13 protein-coding genes are annotated in these 16,319 nt (G+C 64.9%); 9 read left to right on the forward strand and 4 right to left on the reverse strand.

Features of this window, described 5'->3' with window-relative positions; all coding sequences use genetic code 11:
* Positions 1-262: 262 nt before the first annotated feature.
* The 3 genes from gshA (at position 263) to rsd (ending at position 2,990) form a co-directional block, all read left to right on the forward strand.
* Complete coding sequence (gene gshA, locus QWY74_RS08745) at positions 263-1,891, forward strand: glutamate--cysteine ligase (RefSeq protein WP_290314175.1); 1,629 nt, start codon at positions 263-265, stop codon at positions 1,889-1,891.
* Positions 1,888-2,439, forward strand: coding sequence for a disulfide bond formation protein B (locus QWY74_RS08750; protein WP_290314176.1), 552 nt, complete (start codon positions 1,888-1,890; stop codon positions 2,437-2,439). Before gshA ends, QWY74_RS08750 begins: the two co-directional genes overlap by 4 nt.
* 62 nt (positions 2,440-2,501) lie before the next feature.
* Entirely contained in the window at positions 2,502-2,990 is a 489-nt protein-coding gene (rsd, locus tag QWY74_RS08755) for a sigma D regulator (RefSeq protein ID WP_264824050.1), read from the forward strand.
* Between the two features lie 256 nt (positions 2,991-3,246).
* Here the strand turns inward: rsd and QWY74_RS08760 are convergent, their stop codons facing one another.
* Positions 3,247-6,309, reverse strand: coding sequence for an efflux RND transporter permease subunit (locus QWY74_RS08760; RefSeq protein WP_264824049.1), 3,063 nt, complete (start codon positions 6,307-6,309; stop codon positions 3,247-3,249).
* 2 nt (positions 6,310-6,311) lie between these two features.
* The gene (locus QWY74_RS08765) at positions 6,312-7,421 is read right to left on the reverse strand and encodes an efflux RND transporter periplasmic adaptor subunit (protein ID WP_264824048.1); all 1,110 of its coding nucleotides are present in this window, start codon (positions 7,419-7,421) and stop codon (positions 6,312-6,314) included.
* 226 nt (positions 7,422-7,647) lie between these two features.
* Here QWY74_RS08765 and QWY74_RS08770 point away from each other — a divergent pair, with 226 nt between their 5' ends.
* Positions 7,648-8,622, forward strand: coding sequence for a malate dehydrogenase (locus QWY74_RS08770; protein WP_264824047.1), 975 nt, complete (start codon positions 7,648-7,650; stop codon positions 8,620-8,622).
* Positions 8,623-8,756: 134 nt separating this feature from the next.
* Here QWY74_RS08770 and QWY74_RS08775 read toward each other — a convergent pair whose 3' ends face one another.
* Positions 8,757-9,413, reverse strand: a complete 657-nt coding sequence (locus QWY74_RS08775; RefSeq protein WP_264824046.1) for a histidinol-phosphatase — start codon at positions 9,411-9,413, stop codon at positions 8,757-8,759.
* Positions 9,414-9,562: 149 nt separating this feature from the next.
* Here QWY74_RS08775 and QWY74_RS08780 point away from each other — a divergent pair, with 149 nt between their 5' ends.
* Positions 9,563-10,057 (forward strand): RNA pyrophosphohydrolase, encoded by a 495-nt coding sequence (locus QWY74_RS08780; protein ID WP_264824045.1) that lies wholly within the window; start codon positions 9,563-9,565, stop codon positions 10,055-10,057.
* 77 nt (positions 10,058-10,134) lie between these two features.
* Positions 10,135-12,396 (forward strand): phosphoenolpyruvate--protein phosphotransferase, encoded by a 2,262-nt coding sequence (gene ptsP / locus QWY74_RS08785; RefSeq protein WP_264824401.1) that lies wholly within the window; start codon positions 10,135-10,137, stop codon positions 12,394-12,396.
* An 87-nt stretch (positions 12,397-12,483) separates the two neighbouring features.
* On the opposite strand, the gene QWY74_RS08790 is transcribed toward ptsP, so the two are convergent.
* Complete coding sequence (locus tag QWY74_RS08790; RefSeq protein WP_264824044.1) at positions 12,484-13,251, reverse strand: NRDE family protein; 768 nt, start codon at positions 13,249-13,251, stop codon at positions 12,484-12,486.
* A gap of 105 nt (positions 13,252-13,356) precedes the next feature.
* Here QWY74_RS08790 and QWY74_RS08795 point away from each other — a divergent pair, with 105 nt between their 5' ends.
* The 3 genes from QWY74_RS08795 to lgt all read left to right on the forward strand — a co-directional run bounded on the left by QWY74_RS08795 (position 13,357) and on the right by lgt (position 16,187).
* A complete protein-coding gene (locus tag QWY74_RS08795; protein WP_290314177.1) occupies positions 13,357-14,463 on the forward strand; it encodes a response regulator in 1,107 nt (368 codons plus the stop codon).
* On the forward strand, positions 14,460-15,254 hold the full coding sequence (locus QWY74_RS08800) for a sulfite exporter TauE/SafE family protein (protein WP_264824042.1): 795 nt from the start codon (positions 14,460-14,462) through the stop codon (positions 15,252-15,254). Before QWY74_RS08795 ends, QWY74_RS08800 begins: the two co-directional genes overlap by 4 nt.
* Before the next feature lie 153 nt (positions 15,255-15,407).
* Entirely contained in the window at positions 15,408-16,187 is a 780-nt protein-coding gene (gene lgt, locus QWY74_RS08805) for a prolipoprotein diacylglyceryl transferase (RefSeq protein ID WP_264824041.1), read from the forward strand.
* Positions 16,188-16,319: the final 132 nt, after the last annotated feature.

A 16,319-nucleotide genomic window follows, 5' to 3' on the forward strand; every position in this document is an offset into this window, starting at 1 on the left:
ACGTTTGTCGGGGCGGTGCCACCATTCTGCTCGCGCCTCGCGCCTCGCGCCTCGCGCCTCGCGCCTCGCGCCTCGCGCCTCGCGCCTCGCGCCTCGCGCCTCGCGCCTCGCGCCTCGCGCCTCGCGCCTCGCGCCTCGCGCCTCGCGCCCTTGAATCACGCTCTGGCGGCGCCATACTCTGTAGTTTCTGTGGGTACACCAGTATCCGAATGATCATCGGGCAGTCGCCATTGAAGGCGCTGCCACGGCAAGGGGTGACATCTTGTCAGAATTGCTTTCCACCCGTATCCAGGGGCTGAGCGGCCCTGCCAGTCATGGGCAATTCAGCCGGCTGCGCCGCGGTATCGAGAAAGAGGGGTTGCGTGTCGATAATCAGGGCCGCATCGCTCAGACGCCACACCCCTCGGCATTCGGCTCCAAGCTGACGCATCCGCATGTCACCACGGATTATTCCGAGGCGCTGCTGGAATACATCACGCCGGTCTACAGTCGCCCCGAGGATGCCGTCGAGTTCGTGGCCGACCTGCATCGCTTCAGCTATCGGCGCCTGAATGCCGAGCTCATCTGGCCGGCCAGCATGCCGGCGAGACTCGATGGCAACGACAGCGTCCCCATCGCCGATTATGGCAGTTCCAATGTGGGCCGCATGAAGCATGTCTACCGCAAGGGGCTGGACGTGCGTTACGGGCGCATCATGCAGTCCATCGCCGGGGTGCATTACAACGTCTCGCTGCCGGATGACTTCTGGTTACTGCTCAAGGAGATGGAAGGAGATCAGAGCAGCTCGATGCAGGACTATCGTTCGGCACGCTATTTCGATCTGATCCGCAACTTCCGCCGCCACAGCTGGCTGCTGCTGTACCTGTTCGGTGCCTCGCCGGCGGTGGATCGCAGCTTTCTGCCCGATGGCAGGGTCCCCGACAACCTGCACGCGCATGGTGACGAGACCCTGGTGGCACCCTATGCCACCAGCCTGCGGATGTCCGACCTGGGCTACCAGAACAAGGTGCAGGAGCAGCTCAAGATCTGCTTCAACTCGCTGTCCAACTACGTCAATACCCTGCGCCATGCCATCTCCACGTCCTGGGCGGATTACGCCGCCATGGGCGTGCATCTGGGCGGCAACGACTGGCAGCAGCTCAACGACAACATCCTGCAGATCGAGAACGAGTATTACAGCGACATTCGCCCTAAGCGGGTGGCGCGTCACGACGAGACACCCAGTCAGGCGCTGGAAGCACGGGGCGTCGAGTACATCGAAGTGCGCTGCCTGGATCTGGATCCCTTCGATCCGCTGGGCTTTGACGCAACGCGCAGCCGTTTTGTCGATACCTTTCTGATGTGGTGCCTGCTCAGCGAGAGCCCCTGGATCAGTGACGAGGAGTGTGAACACCTCGACGACAATCGGCGCCTGGTGGTGTCCCGCGGGCGCGACCCTGAACTGCGACTCGACCATCATGGCCGCAAGCGCACCATCGCCGAGTGGGGACACGATATCTTTGCCGAACTGCGCGAGGTCGCGACCCTGCTGGATCGGCTCGAAGAGGGCGCGCCGCATGCCGAGGCACTGGCCGAGCTGACTCCCTGGCTTGATGAGCCTGGCCTGACACCCTCCGGCCGGCTGTTGTCGTGGCTCGAGGGGCAGGGTGAGGAGTTCGTCGAGGCGACGCTGGCGCTGGCCCGTGAGCAGGCGGCGAGCCTGCGTGAGGAAGCGGTCGAGCCGGCGCGTGCCGCCCTGTTCGAGCAACTGGTCAGCACTTCCTTTCATCAGCAGTCCGAGATCGAGGCCGGGGAGACACAGTCCTTTGCGGACTTTCTCGCGGACTATTTCACGAGTGCCCGGGAGTCCCGGGCGGCATCGCCATTACAGGCCACGGGAGACCCATCATGATAGAGGACATCGAGGAGTGGAGTGTTCGCCGCTGGAGTCTTTTGGGCCTGGCATTCTGCATCCTGATGATGGCCGTGGCGCTGGGCCTGGAGCATCTGGCCGGCATGGAACCCTGCCCATTGTGCGTCTTTCAGCGCATGGCGGTCATCGCGGCCGGGGCCGTCTTCCTGGTCGGGGCCCTGCATGCCCCCCGGGGCAGGGCAGGGGCCGCGGCCTATGGGCTGCTGGGACTCATCGCCGTGGCTGTTGGCATCGCGCTGGCCGGCCGTCACCTGTGGCTGCAGTCCCTGCCGGCCGACCAGGTACCCAGCTGTGGGCCCGGGCTCGATTACATGATGGAGGTCCTGCCTCTGCAGCAGGTCCTGGCCACCGTGCTCACCGGATCCGGCGAATGCGCCGAGGTGGGGGCCACGCTGCTGGGCCTGTCACTTCCCGGCTGGACGCTGATCGGTTTCTTGGTCCTGCTGTTGGTCCCGCTGGGGATCCTGGCCAGAGTCCTGCGACGCGATCACGGTTACCGTTGGCAGGGGCTGCCCGGGCGGGATTGACAGCATCCACGGCAAGGGTGAGTCTGTGATCAAGCGCGGCGGTCAAGCGAGGGGAAGGAATCATGCTGGAAGATTGCAAGAATGCACAGGAACGCTGGGGCGGTGTTCACCAACTGATAGATCGTTGGCTGGCCGCCCGCAAGGCGCTGCTGGTCGATTTCAGTGACCTCAAGCAGGCCTGCGACGATGATCTCGACGCCGTGACCAAGGCACGCATCGATGCCTTCAGTGAGCTGCTGATGGACTACATCAGCGCCGGGCACTTCGAGGTTTATCCGCAACTTCGCGCCGAGGCCGAGGCCTTCGACGATCACGACGCCCTGTCGCTGGCCGACCGGCTGCTCGAGCGACTCGACATGTCCACCGAGCTGGTGCTGGCCTTCGACGAAGACTACTCGAGCACCACCAACTGCGAACAGCACCTGCCGCGCCTGCCGGCCTGGCTGGAACGCCTGACCAAGGGCCTCACCGAACGCTTTTCGCTGGAAGACCGACTCATCTCCCGCCTCCACGCCGTGCACGCCCCGGACGCCGCCAACGTGGAACGCTAGCAGAAGCGATGTAGGGCGGCTGCGCCGCTTGAAGGGGCAAGAACGGCGCTTCGCGCCTGGAAGAGGGAAGAACGCGGCTGCGCCGCTTGAAGAGGGAAGTACGGCGCTTCGCGCCTGGAAGAATACCCTTGACACTCTACACCCTGGCATCAGCCTGGCTTCCTTCTTCCTTCTTCCTTCTTCCTTCTTCCTTCTTCCTTCTTCCTTCTTCCTTCTTCCTTCTTCCTTCTTCCTTCTTCCTTCTTCCTTCTTCCTCCTAACTCCGAACTCTCTTCCCCGGCCCCAGCACCAGCATGCAGGGTGTCAGCAGCAGGGTCAGGGCGGTGGCGAAGGTCAGGCCTCCGGCGATGGCGCTGGAGAGCTGGGTCCACCACTGGGTCGAGGGGGCGCCCAGGCCGAGTGAGCCGGCGAACAGGTCCACGTTGACTTCCAGCACCATCGGCATCAGGCCGAGGATGGTGGTGATGGCGGTGAGCAGTACGGGGCGCAGGCGCAGACCACCGGCCTGCAGGGCGGCATCATGGGCGGAGAGGCCGTCGCCGCGCAGCTGGTTGAAGGTGTCGATCAGCACGATGTTGTTGTTCACTACGATGCCCGCCAGGGCAATGATGCCCATGCCGACCATGACGATACCGAAGGGCTGGGCGTTGACCAGCAGTCCCAGCAGTACGCCCGCGGTCGAGAAGACGATGGCGGACAGCACCAGCAGAGCCTGGTAGAGGCTGTTGAACTGGGTCACCAGAATCAGCGCCATCAGGAAGATGGCCACCACAAAGGCGGTGACCAGAAAGCGCATGGCTTCCTGCTGATCCTCCTGCTCTCCGGCCACTTCGACAGTGACGCCCTCGGGCAGCGACTGCATGGCATCGCGCAGCGCCTGGAGGCGCTCATCGGGGCGTTCGCCTTCCTCGACATCGGCTTCCAGGGTTATGGCCCGCCGGCCGTCGATGCGGTGCAGGGTGCTGACCTTTGGGGCCGGCTCGATGCTCACGAAGTTGGAGATCGGTACCTGGCCGCGGGCGGTATTGACGGTGAGCCGGTCGAGCTGGTTCAGCGAACGCGAGTCCTCGGGCAGGCGTACTCGAATGTCCACCTCATCATCCACGCCGGAAGGCCGGTAACTGGCGACCTGCAGGCCGGTGGTCAGCAGCTGCACGGCATTGCCGATGGTCGCCACATCGGTACCGAAGCGGGCGGCTGACTCACGATCCACCTGGATACGCCACTCCACGCCGGGCAGGCTGCGGTTGTCCTCGATGGCACGGAAGCCGCCCAGCGAGTTCATGGCCTGGCGCAGGCTGTCCACGGCCGCCTCGGTCTGGGCGTTGTCGCTGCCGCTGACTTCCAGCACGATCGGCTTGCCCGCGGCCGGTCCCTGTTCCTGTTCGCGGAATTCGAGCTGTACCCCGGGAATATCGGCGGTACGCTCCTGCATGTCGTCGAGAATCTGCCGTGCCGGGCGCCGCTGGTGCCAGTCGATCAACTGAAATTGCAGTACGCCGATCACATCGGCACCGAGTTGCTGGTCCGAGGTGGCAAAGGACCGCGCATAGAGGGCCTGGATCTCGCTCATGTCGGTCAGGCGAGACTCGACGCGCTGGACGATGGCATCCGTCTCGCGGGCCGAGAAGTCACCCCGGGAGTGCACCAGTACCTGGGCACTGTCGGGCTCCACGCTGGGAAAGAACTCCACGCCGTGGTTGAAGCGCGCGTACGCCGTGTAGGTGAGTGCCATCAACAGCAGGGCGACCAGCAGCGTCAGCCCCGGGCGGGCCAGCAGGCGCCCCAGTACCCGGCGGTAGAGGCGTCCACCCGTGGTCACCAGCTCCTCGTCACTCAGCGAACGGCCACCGCGGGCGCCGAAGACACCGCCCAGCGTCGGCAGGAACACCAGGGCCATGGCCAATGAGGCCAGAAGGCACAGAATCACCGTGGCCGGCAGGTATTTCATGAACTCGCCGACCACGCCCGGCCAGAACAGCAGCGGCACGAAGACGGCCAGGGTGGTGGCGGTGGAGGCGATGATCGGCCAGCTCATTCGGCTGGCGGCATTGAGCCAGGCTGTACCGGGTGGCTGCCCCTGGCGCAGATGGCGGTCGGCCAGTTCGCTGACCACGATGGCGCCGTCGACCAGCATGCCGGCCACCAGAATCAGGGCGAAGAGCACCACCATGTTGAGGGTCATGCCCAGCGCCCAGATCAGCAGAATGCCGGTGAGAAAGGCGCCGGGAATGGTCAGGCCGACCATCAGGGCCGGGCGCAGGCCCATGGCGGCAAGAATGACGATCAATACCAGCAGTACCGCGGTCAGCACGTTGTTGAGCAGCTCGGACAGCATCGACTCGACCTGTTCCGACTGATCCATGATGGTCGTTACCTCGAGGTCCTCGGGCATCAGGCCCGCGGCCTCCTCGAGCAGGGCCTCCACCGAGTCGATGGTGGCGATGATGTTGGCGCCGGCACGCTTGGCGACTTCCAATACCATGGCCGGCTGGCCGTCGATGCGCGCGAAGCCCTGGGGGTCTTTGAAGGTCGGGTTCAGGCGGGCCACGTCGTCGAAGGTCACCACCCGGTCACCCTCCACCTTGACCGGCATCTTCATGATGTCCTCGAGCTGCGATATGACGCCCGGAACCTTGAGCGCCAGGCGTCCGGCACCGGTGTCCAGGCTGCCCGCCGCGACCAGTCGATTATTGCGGTTGACGCGGTTGAACAGCGTCTGGAAATCCACGCCATAGCTGTGCAGCACCTGAGGGTCGACGATGATTTCCAGCAGGTTCTCCCGGTCGCCGCCGATATCGACTTCCAGCACCTGGGGGATGGCCTCGATGCGCTCCTGAAGGCGCCGCGCGACGCTGACGCGGCGGCTCTCCTCGACGGGGCCGGACAGGCCGATGGAGAGCACCGGGAAGAGCCCCACATTGACCTCCACGACCCGGGGTTCATCGGCCTCGTCGGGCAGCTCGGCCTTGGCAATATCGACCTTTTCGCGCACGTCAGTCAGGGCCTGGTCGGGGTCGAAGCCGGGGTCGAATTCCAGATTCAGCGAGGCGTGGCCCTCGCCGGCCTGAGCGGTCAGCTTGCGCAGCCCCTCGATGCTGCTCAGCTCCTGTTCCATGGGACGGACCAGCAGACGCTCGGCGTCTTCCGGGCTGACCCCTTCCAGGCTCATCGAGACATAGATGACTGGAATGGGGATGTCCGGGTTGGCTTCCTTAGGCACGGCCTGCCAGGCGGCCAGCCCGGCTACCAGCAGGGCCAGCAGCAGCATCAGGGTCGTGCGCGAGCGGTCCAGCGCCGCCGAGATGAGCGTGCGCATGATCAGTCGGACTCCTGTTGCGCCGCGCTGGGCGCTGTGTCGGCGGCGACCGGCGTCACCCTGTCGCCGGGATCGACGAAGCCTCCGCCCAGGGTGATCAGCTGGATCTGATCTGGCAGCCCGGCCACCCGGGCCACTTCATCGTCACTGCTGACCAGCTCGACGTTGTCGCGCACCACCCGGTCCCGGGCATCGAGATGCTTGACCGCCAGCTGGCCCTGTTCATCGAGCTCGAGCAGGGCCGGCGACATGCGGTGCACCTCGCGCGGCGGCAATGTTAGCTCGATGGTGGCACTCGCCCCGGCCAGGCGGCGATGCTCGGGGTTGTCCACGGCAACCTCGATGGCGAAGCTGCGGGTCTGCTCATCGGCGCGACTGGCGATATGCGTCAGCTCACCCTCGAGGGTCGAGCCGTCGAGCAGGCGTACCCGGGCCGGCAGGCCGGTCTCCAGCCCCAGCACCTTGCGTTGCGGTACCCAGGCGCGGGCGGTGAGTCGTGAGTCGTCGACCAGCCGGCCCCAGGTCTCACCGGCCTGCACCAGCTCGCCCGGGTCCACGTCCAGGCGGTCGAGCACGCCGGGGAAAGGGGCCACGAGGCGGGTATTGGCACGTTGCTGGCGCAGTTCGGCGAGTTGTGCGGCGGCGGCGCTCAGCGCGCTCTGGCGGCGCAGGAGCTCGGGATTCGAGATCAGCTCGCGATCGCGCAGCCCGCGGGCCCCGGCAAGCTCGGCGCGTGCCAGGGCCAGTTCGGCCTCGGCCTGCTCGAGTCGCTCGGGCAGGGCATCCTGCTCGAGGCTAAGCAACAGCTCACCGCGTTCGACGCGGCTGCCCTGCTGGACCGGCAGGGCCTCGACGCGACCGCTCTGGCGGGCCCGCAGTTCCAGGGCGCGATGGGCTTCCAGGTCGCCCTGGACAATCAGTCGCGGTGTGTAGGACGAGGCCCGGCGCGTCTCGACCTCGACCCGCGGCGGTGCCGCGGCCTCGTCGGAGGGAGCGGGGTCGGGTGGCGAGTCGCGAAAGCTTGAGATATCGCCGAAGGCCAGCCAGAGCACCAGGGCAACCCCCAGGGCAATGGCCAGCAGAACAGAAAAGGCGGGGCGTCGAGGTGGCATGCGGGCCTTCCGTGGTGGCTGGCGGTCAACGGGAGAATCATCGCAGTATCCGGGCGGGTAGGGAAGGCGCCTGCCTGCGACGAGGGCATCGGTGGACGGGCCTTTTCCTCGTGAATTGAGTTTTGCGCACTGCAGGCATACCATTTCAGACGTTGCATGCCCGGCCTGGGCGGGTCATCGCCTGCCTGCCTGGCTCACTCTCACGGCGACAACCGAAGGAGCCACGATGAAAGATCCCGTCCGTATAGCCATTACCGGTGCCGCAGGTCAGATCAGCTACTCACTGGCGTTTCGCATCGCCGCCGGCGACATGCTGGGCAAGGACCAGCCGGTCATCCTCCAGTTGCTCGAGATTCCGCCTGCCATGGATGCCCTCAACGGTGTGGTGATGGAGCTAAACGACTGCGCCTTCCCGCTGTTGCACGACATTGTCGCCTCCGATGACCCCAATGTCGCCTTCAAGGACGCGGACTTTGCCCTGCTGGTCGGCGCCCGGCCGCGTGGCCCGGGCATGGAGCGCAAGGACCTGCTGGAGGCCAATGCGGCCATCTTCTCGGTTCAGGGCAAGGCGCTCAACGACCATGCCAGCCGCGATGTGCGCGTGCTGGTGGTCGGCAACCCGGCCAATACCAACGCGCTGATCGCTTCCTGCAATGCGCCGGATCTCGACAAGGGTCAGTTCACCGCCATGATGCGGCTGGACCACAACCGTGCCACCACCCAGCTGGCGCAGAAGACCGGCAAGCATTCCACGGATGTCGAATCCATGGTCGTCTGGGGCAATCACAGTGCCACCCAGTACCCGGATCTGGCCCATTGCAAGGTGGATGGCAAGCCAGCGCTCGACCTCGTCGACCAGGACTGGTACGAGAACGACTTCATTCCCGGCGTTCAGCAGCGGGGCGCCGCCATTATCAAGGCGCGCGGTGCATCCTCCGCGGCTTCCGCGGCTTCCGCCGCCATCGATCACATGCGTGACTGGGCGCTGGGCAGCGACGGCATCGTCAGCATGGGTATTCCCGCCGACGGCAGCTATGGCGTCGAACCCGGCATCATGTACTCCTATCCGGTGACCTGCCAGAACGGTCAGTACACCATCGTGCAGGGCCTGGAGATCAGCGACTTCAGCCGCGAGCGCATGAACGCCACCGAGCAGGAACTGCGCGAAGAACGCAACGCCGTGGAGCATTTGCTCGGGTAAGTAGAAAGAATGAAGAGGTAAGTCGTAAGAAAACCCCGGACGCTCAGGCGATCGGGGTTTTCTTGTTGGGGCTGCCTTCTTCCCTCTTCAAGGCGCGAAGCGCCGTTCTTCCAACTTCCCTCGCAGCTGGGGGTTCAATCCCTCAGACTGATAATCCGCCAGTCGCGTTGTGTGGCGATGTCGCGCAGGGTCGGGTCGGGGTCGACGGCGACGGGGTGGTCGACGGCCTCGAGCAGCGGCAGGTCGTTGTGCGAGTCGCTGTAGAACCAGGCGCCGTCGAGAGTGTCATCGCGATTTTCCAGCCATTCCATCAGACGGGTGACCTTGCCCGCCTGATAGCTCGGGGTGCCGGTGACGCGGCCGGTATAGCGGCCGTCGACCATTTCGGGCTCCACGGCGATCAGCTCGTCGATGCCCAGACGGTCGGCGATCGGCTGGGTGATGAAGCGGTTGGTGGCGGTGATGATCAGTAGGGTGTCGCCGCGACTGCGGTGGCGGGCCACCAGCTCTTCACCGCGCTCGAGGATGGCCGGCTCGATCTTGCTGGCCATGAACTGCTGGTGCCAGGCCGCCAGCTGTTCCGGGCTGTTTTCGGCCAGCGGCTTGAGGGCAACCTCGAGGAAGGCCTGCATGTCCAGGGTACCGGCCTCGTAGTCGGCCATGAAGCGGTCATTGGCCTCCCTGTAGGCAGCCGGGTCCACCGCACCCTGTTCCAGCAGGAACTCGCCCCAGGCATGGTCGCTGTCGATGGCCAGGAGGGTCTTGTCGAGGTCGAAGATGGCGAGGCTCACGGCATTCCTCTCGAGGGTCGTCGTTGATCGGGGAACGAGGATTATGTCAGAGCTCCTGTGCCGTTTCGAGCATGGACGTTTGCCTTATTGAACCCTTTCACGCGCTTGTGGAAGAATGATCCCAATATTGAATTGATAAGGTGAAGCCCGTGATCGACGCAGACGGCTTTCGCCCCAACGTTGGTATCATCATCACCAACGATAGCGGGCAGCTGCTTTGGGCGCGTCGGGTTGGGCAGAACGCGTGGCAGTTTCCCCAGGGAGGCATCAAGGCTGACGAGACACCTCAACAGGCACTGTTCCGTGAGTTGTACGAGGAAATCGGTCTGACGGCCGATGATGTCGAAGTGCTTGGCTGCACTCGGGGATGGCTGCGTTACCGCCTGCCGCGACGCATGGTGAGAACCCATTGTCGCCCGGTATGTATCGGCCAGAAACAGAAGTGGTTTCTGTTGCGGATTCGCTGCCGGGAGAACCGCATACGCATGGACACTGGCCCGGCCAAGCCGGAGTTCGATGGCTGGCGCTGGGTGAGCTACTGGTATCCGCTGGGCCAGGTGGTGCCCTTCAAGCGCGAGGTCTATCGGCGTGCCTTGAGAGAGTTGTCGCCGCGCGCCCAGCGTCTGGCCCTGCAGCAGAGCTGAAGGGCCGAAAACGTGCCGGGGTCACCGGTGCCAGACTTCACAGGCGAGAGACCCGAACCATGAACAGCAGGACGCCGATGCTCGAAGTGCTGAGGCGCATCATTCTGGAGGTCAACGGGGCTCGCAACCTGGATGCGGCCCTGTCCACCATGGTGCGCCGCATTCGCAAGGCCATGCGCACCGATGTGTGCTCTTTCTACCTGTTTGAACCGGACCTCGAGCGGCTGGTGCTGATGGAAACTATCGGCCTCAGGTCCCAGGCCGTCGGCAATGTGTCACTTCCGGTGGGCGAAGGGCTGGTGGGCCTGGTGGCCAAGCGCGAGGAGCCGCTGAACCTCGAGGATGCTCAGTCGCATGCGCATTTTCGCTATTTCGAGGCAACTGGCGAGGAGCGCTACTCGAGCTTTCTTGGCGTACCCATCATTCATCAGCGTCGCATGCTGGGCGTGCTGGTGGTTCAGCAGTCTGAGAAGCGTCGCTACGACGAGGCCGATGAAGCCTTTCTGGTGACCATGGCCGCGCAACTTGCCGGCGTGCTGGCGCACGCCCTGGCCACGGGCGGCCTGAGCCGTCCGGCCATGCCGGGAGGCCAGGCGACCTTCGTCGGGGTGGCGGCTTCGCCAGGCATGGCTATCGGCAAGGCTGTGGTTATCGCGCCGCCGGCGGACCTGAACAGCGTGCCCGACCTCATTCCCACCGATGAGGAGTACGAAATCGAGCGCCTGCACGAGGCGATCGGCAAGGTGCGTGACGAGATTCGTTCGGCCGGGGAGCGGCTGGCGAACCGTATCTCGACCCAGGAACTGGCGCTGTTCGACGTCTATCAGCAGATGCTGGGCGAGGCGGCGTTGTCCCAGGAGGTGGTCAAGCGCATTCGCGAGGGGCAGTGGGCACCGGGTGCGCTGGCCGATGTGGTGGGGCGTCACGTGCAGTACCTAGAGCGTGTCGACGATGATTACCTGCGTGAGCGTGCCGCGGATGTGCGCGACCTAGGGCGGCGTGTGCTGGCTCACCTGCAGGAGGGCACCAGCGCCACGCCGGAAGAGTTCCCCGACAACACCATCCTGGTCGGCGACGAGATCAGTGTCTCCATGCTGGGCGAGGTTCCCCGCGAGCGCCTGGTCGGGCTGGTCTCGGTCCAGGGCTCGAGCACCTCGCATGTAGCGATTCTGGCCCGCGCCATGGGCATTCCCACGGTGCTCGGCATGGTCGACCTGCCGCTGCCGCGCCTCAATGGCGCCCCCGTGGTCCTGGATGGCCATCGCGGCCGGCTCTTCGTACGCCCCGGGGAAGAGCTGGAAGGTCGCTATCAGAGCATGATCGACGAGGAGCGCGAGCTCAGCGAAGTCCTCGAGCACGAACAGGACCTGCCCAGCCGGACCACGGATGGCCATGATATCCCGCTGATGGTCAACACCGGCCTGGCGGTGGATGCCGTGTCTTCCCTGAAGGCACGCATCGGCGGTGTAGGGCTGTATCGCACCGAGGTGCCGTTCATGATCACCGAGCGCTTTCCCGGTGAGCAGGAACAGACGCGCCTGTACCGCGAGCAGCTGGAGGGGTTTGCGCCCCTGCCGGTGGTCATGCGCACCCTGGATATAGGCGGCGACAAGGATCTGCCCTATTTCCCCATCGAAGAGGCCAACCCCTTCCTGGGTTGGCGGGGTATCCGCGTGACCCTGGATCACCCGGAAGTCCTCATGGTCCAGCTCAGGGCGATGCTGCGAGCCTCACAGGGGCTCGACAATCTGCAGGTGTTGTTGCCGATGGTCACCAATGTCGGTGAGATCGATGATGCGCTGCGTCTGCTCGAGCGCGCGATTACCGAGCTCGGCGAGGATGGTCTGGTGGTGGCACGTCCCCGCGTCGGGGTGATGATCGAGGTGCCGGCCACGCTCTACCAGTTGGAGGCTCTGGCCAGGCGTGTCGACTTTTTCTCGGTGGGCAGCAACGACCTGACACAGTACCTGCTGGCGGTGGACCGCAACAACCCACGGGTGGCCGAGCTGTATGACGCCTGCCACCCGGCCGTGTTGTCGGCGCTGGCGAAGATGGCAGCCGAATCCCGCGACCTTCAGGTGCCGGCCTCGGTGTGCGGCGAGCTGGCCGGTGACCCCGCCGGCTCCCTGCTGTTGATGGGCATGGGCTTTGGTTCGCTGTCCATGAATGCGCCCAGCCTGCCCAAGGTGAGGGCGGCGGTGCGGCGTGTTTCGCTGACAGCGGCGCAACAACTGGTCGACGAGACCCTGGCCTTCGATTCGGCGGCCGGTGTTCGGGCACACCTCGACAAGCGCATGGCCGAGTGGCAGTTGAGCCACTTGCTGCCGCCCCGCGACTGAGCCTGCTCTCAGGCAAGCGCTGAATAAATCGCCGAGAACCGTGAAACGCCGCGATTTGCATGCGCAGGCATTTAAGCAGTATTTCCCTCAGGCGTTGCGGGTATCATGCTGCCGCTCGCCGAGCCACCTTCCCCAGGGCGCATAGCGGCGCTCTTGAAGGAAAAAATCGCCGCTGTCGTACCACTCGAGCCAGGTGGTCGAGCGGGTTCCGTAGTCTTCACCGAGAATGAAGGCCGATGATAGCCGGCGCTCCAGCGCCGGCTCGATGCCGGTATCGGGCAGACGGTGGTCAGCGGCCTGGGCCGTATCACCGAAATGCGCCAGCGCCCTTGCCGGCCAGTCCTGCCCGCGGCTTTCCGCCAGCCCCCGGCAGACGTTCAGTACCTTGGGCCAGGGCGTGTTCAGGCTGGCGTTGGAGAGGCCGTGTATCCCCGGCGGTACCGTCGATAGCTCAAGTGACGCCTGGCCGCGATACAGATGCCAGAGTTGCTCGCCGTCGCTCGCGAGGAGGTTGAACCCCGCATAATGCCAGGCATCGCCCTGCGCAAGCTGCCTCAGCCATTGCGCCAGGTCCTCGCACTCCAGTGCGGTCCTGACCAGATCGCCGCGAGAGGGAGCCGATGCCGGCACGACCAGGCCCGGGTCGCGGACATTGGTGACGGCGGCGAAGCGTCCCTGCCGATGCATGGCCATCCAGCCCCCACCTCCCTGCAGGTCGCGCCCCCCGATGATGGACGGGGCATCTTTCCAGGCGCCTAGGCCGGCGCTGGGGCGGGTATGAAACTCGTCACGATTGGCCATGAGGCGCAAGCGGGTCGGGTTTTCAGGGCGGAATTCGAGGGCAATCAGGCACATGGAGACGACTCTACGCCCGCCGAGGCCTGTTGCAAAGTCCGCTCATGACAGTGCCCGTTTCGCCGCGTAAACTTCCTCTATCATCGGCACGTTTCAGGGATATGCATGCGCGTCGAATCGCCCAAGGAGCCCACCTGGCCGCAACTGGTTAGCCCCATTCTGTGGCCGGTGCTACTGGCCCAGCTGGTGCTTGTTGGCCTGGGCATGGCCATTACGTTGATATGCTGGTGGCTTATGCCCGCTGGGGTTTCCTGGGGGGTGACGCTATGGCTGTTGCTGGCCCTGCTGATTGGCAGCAGCCTGAATGTGACGATCTTTCTGATGTTGCTCCGGCAGCGCCTGTATCATCATGGTCAGGAACTTTCGGCCGCTCTGCGGCAACTGGAAGAGCGCCTCGAGCCCCGGGCCGAACCGCCCGTCAGCGCGGGGGATCAGGTCACTGCCATGGAGCGGCTCGTGCGCCTGCAGACCACGGCCGAGACGCTGGTCTCGAGCCTCGAAGGTCTGTCTGCCGGACCGGAGAAGGGTGATCAGCCCCACAGTGAAGAACTGGAATCGCTGAAGAGCCGCATGCGACGCCTGGAAGCGGAGCGCGAGCGGGTGAGCGAGTCCGCACGTCTCAAGTCGCACTATCTCGCGCATCTGCAACAGACCTTGCTGCCCTCCCTGGAAGCTCTCGAGGCCTCGGCACTCCCAGAGACGCCATGTCCCGAATTGGTCGGCAGGCTCCGCGAGCAACTGGAAGATGCCCGCTCACTGCTGGTCAGCCTCGATGATTCGCCGGGCCCGGCCGAGGAGCCGACTGCCAGGGTGCTGATCGTCGATGACGGCCCCGTCAACCTGATGCTGGCGCAACAAGTGCTGGAGCGCGAGGGGGTGCAGGTGGTGACGGCGTCCTGTGGTCGCGAGGCGCTGGAGCGTCTGTTTGAAATGTCGATTGATCTGGTGCTGATGGATATCTTCATGGCGGACATGGATGGCGTCGAAACCTGTCGTATCTGGCGGGAGCATGAAGCCCGTCACCTGGACGACGCCCAGCATCGCAATGTCGTTGTCGCCTTGACCGCCAATGCCGGCGAGTCGGATAAACGCCGCTTCGCCGCCGCGGGCATGGATGACTATCTGGCCAAGCCCTACCGACCCCAGGACATTCTGGAAACCGTTCGTCACTGGTTGCCGGGCGCTCTGCGTCATGACGAGAACCACGCATGAGCGCCCCGATGTTATGGCTGAGCTACCTGGCCCTGGGGAGCCTGGCCGGCACGCTGGCCGGCCTTTTCGGCATCGGCGGCGGCCTGATTATCGTGCCGGCTCTCGTTCTGGCCTTCGAGCTTCAGCAGGTCGCGCCGCCGGTAGTGATGCATCTCGCCGTGGGCACCTCGCTGGCGACTATTGTGGTCACCGGTGCGTCTTCCGCCCTGGGCCACTATCGACGCGGCAGTGTGCATCGGCCCTGGTTGATGGCGCTGCTGCCCGGGTTGATGCTGGGCGCACTGGGCGGAGGGCTGGTGGCCGATCGGCTCTCGAGTACCTGGCTGGGGATGCTGTTCGGCGGCTTCTTGGTGCTGGTGGCGGCCAGGATGCTGCTCGACCTGCGTCCCGTGCCGCGAGCGCAGCCCCCGGGACGGGCCATGATGATGCTGGCCGGCGGGGTGATCGGTGGCGTCTCGGCACTTTTCGGCATCGGCGGGGGAACCCTGAGTGTTCCCTGGCTGTCTCGTAGCGGGGCGAGCATGCCGCAGGCGGTGGGGACATCCGCGGCCTGCGGCCTGCCGATCGCGCTCTTCGGTGCCGCCACCTTCATGCTGGTGGGCTGGCAGCAGCCCGGCCTGCCCGAGGGTGCCATGGGCTATGTCATGTGGCCCGCCTTTTGCGGCATCGTGCTGACCAGCGTGCCCTTTGCGCGCCTGGGGGTGTGGTTGGCCCATCGGCTGCCCGCCCGGCAGCTGCGCATCGCCTTCGCCCTGCTGCTCGCCGGGGTCGGGGTGAAGTTCCTGATTTGAGACTGATAGAGCGGTGCTATGCGTCTTGAAGAGGGAAGAGTGCTGCTTCGCCGCTGGAAGAGGGAAGAAAACCCTTGGCGGCTTTGCTGGAATGTTTCGTTTGGCGTCTTACTTCTTCTTCCTTCTTATCTCTTACTTCTTCTTGAGGACCCCATGCTGACTTATCCCTCCATCGACCCGGTGGCTATCTCGATCGGGCCTTTCCAGGTGCATTGGTATGGCCTGATGTACGTGATCGGCTTCCTCGCCGCCTGGTGGCTGGGGCGCCGTCGGGCCGAGCGCATCGGCCTGACCCGCGATGATGTGGGTGACCTGCTGTTCTATGGGGCGCTCGGGGTGGTGCTGGGAGGGCGCCTTGGGTATGCGCTTTTCTATGGCATGGAGCAGTGGCTGTTGGACCCGCTGTGGGTGCTGCGGGTCTGGGATGGCGGCATGAGCTTTCATGGTGGCCTGCTGGGGGTGCTGCTGGCTGCCTGGTGGTTCGCCCGGCGCAAGCAACTGGCGTTTTTCACCCTGACCGATTTCGTCGCGCCTCTGGTGCCCATCGGCCTGGGAGCCGGGCGTATCGGCAACTTCATCAACCATGAGCTGCCGGGGCGGGTGACGGATCTGCCCTGGGGCATGCCATTTCCTGGTGTGGGGCCGGAGCCGCGTCATCCGTCCTCGTTGTACGAGGCTGTGCTGGAAGGTCTGGTGCTGTTCGTCGTGCTCTGGTGGGTCTCGGCGAAGCCGCGTCGTCGTGGTCTTGTCTCGGGGCTGTTTCTGGTGCTTTACGGCTTCTTCCGATTCGCGGTGGAATTCGTGCGTCGCCCGGACCCGCAGCTCGGGTTCATCGCCTTCGACTGGCTGACCATGGGCATGCTGCTGTCGTTGCCGATGATCCTCGCCGGGGCCGGTTTGATGGTCTGGTCGCGGCGTCAGCCGACGCCCTGACGGGAAGGCGCCGCTGCGCGGCGCCTTGAAGAGGTAAGAGCGTCGCTTCGCTCCTGGAGGAGGGAAGAATATAGCGCGGCTCGTGTTTTTCTTCCCTCTATCCTTCTTCCGACTTGGAGCTGATGGCTTACG

The sequence above is a fragment of the Halomonas almeriensis genome, from assembly GCF_030409235.1.
GTDB classification, from domain to species: domain Bacteria; phylum Pseudomonadota; class Gammaproteobacteria; order Pseudomonadales; family Halomonadaceae; genus Halomonas; species Halomonas almeriensis.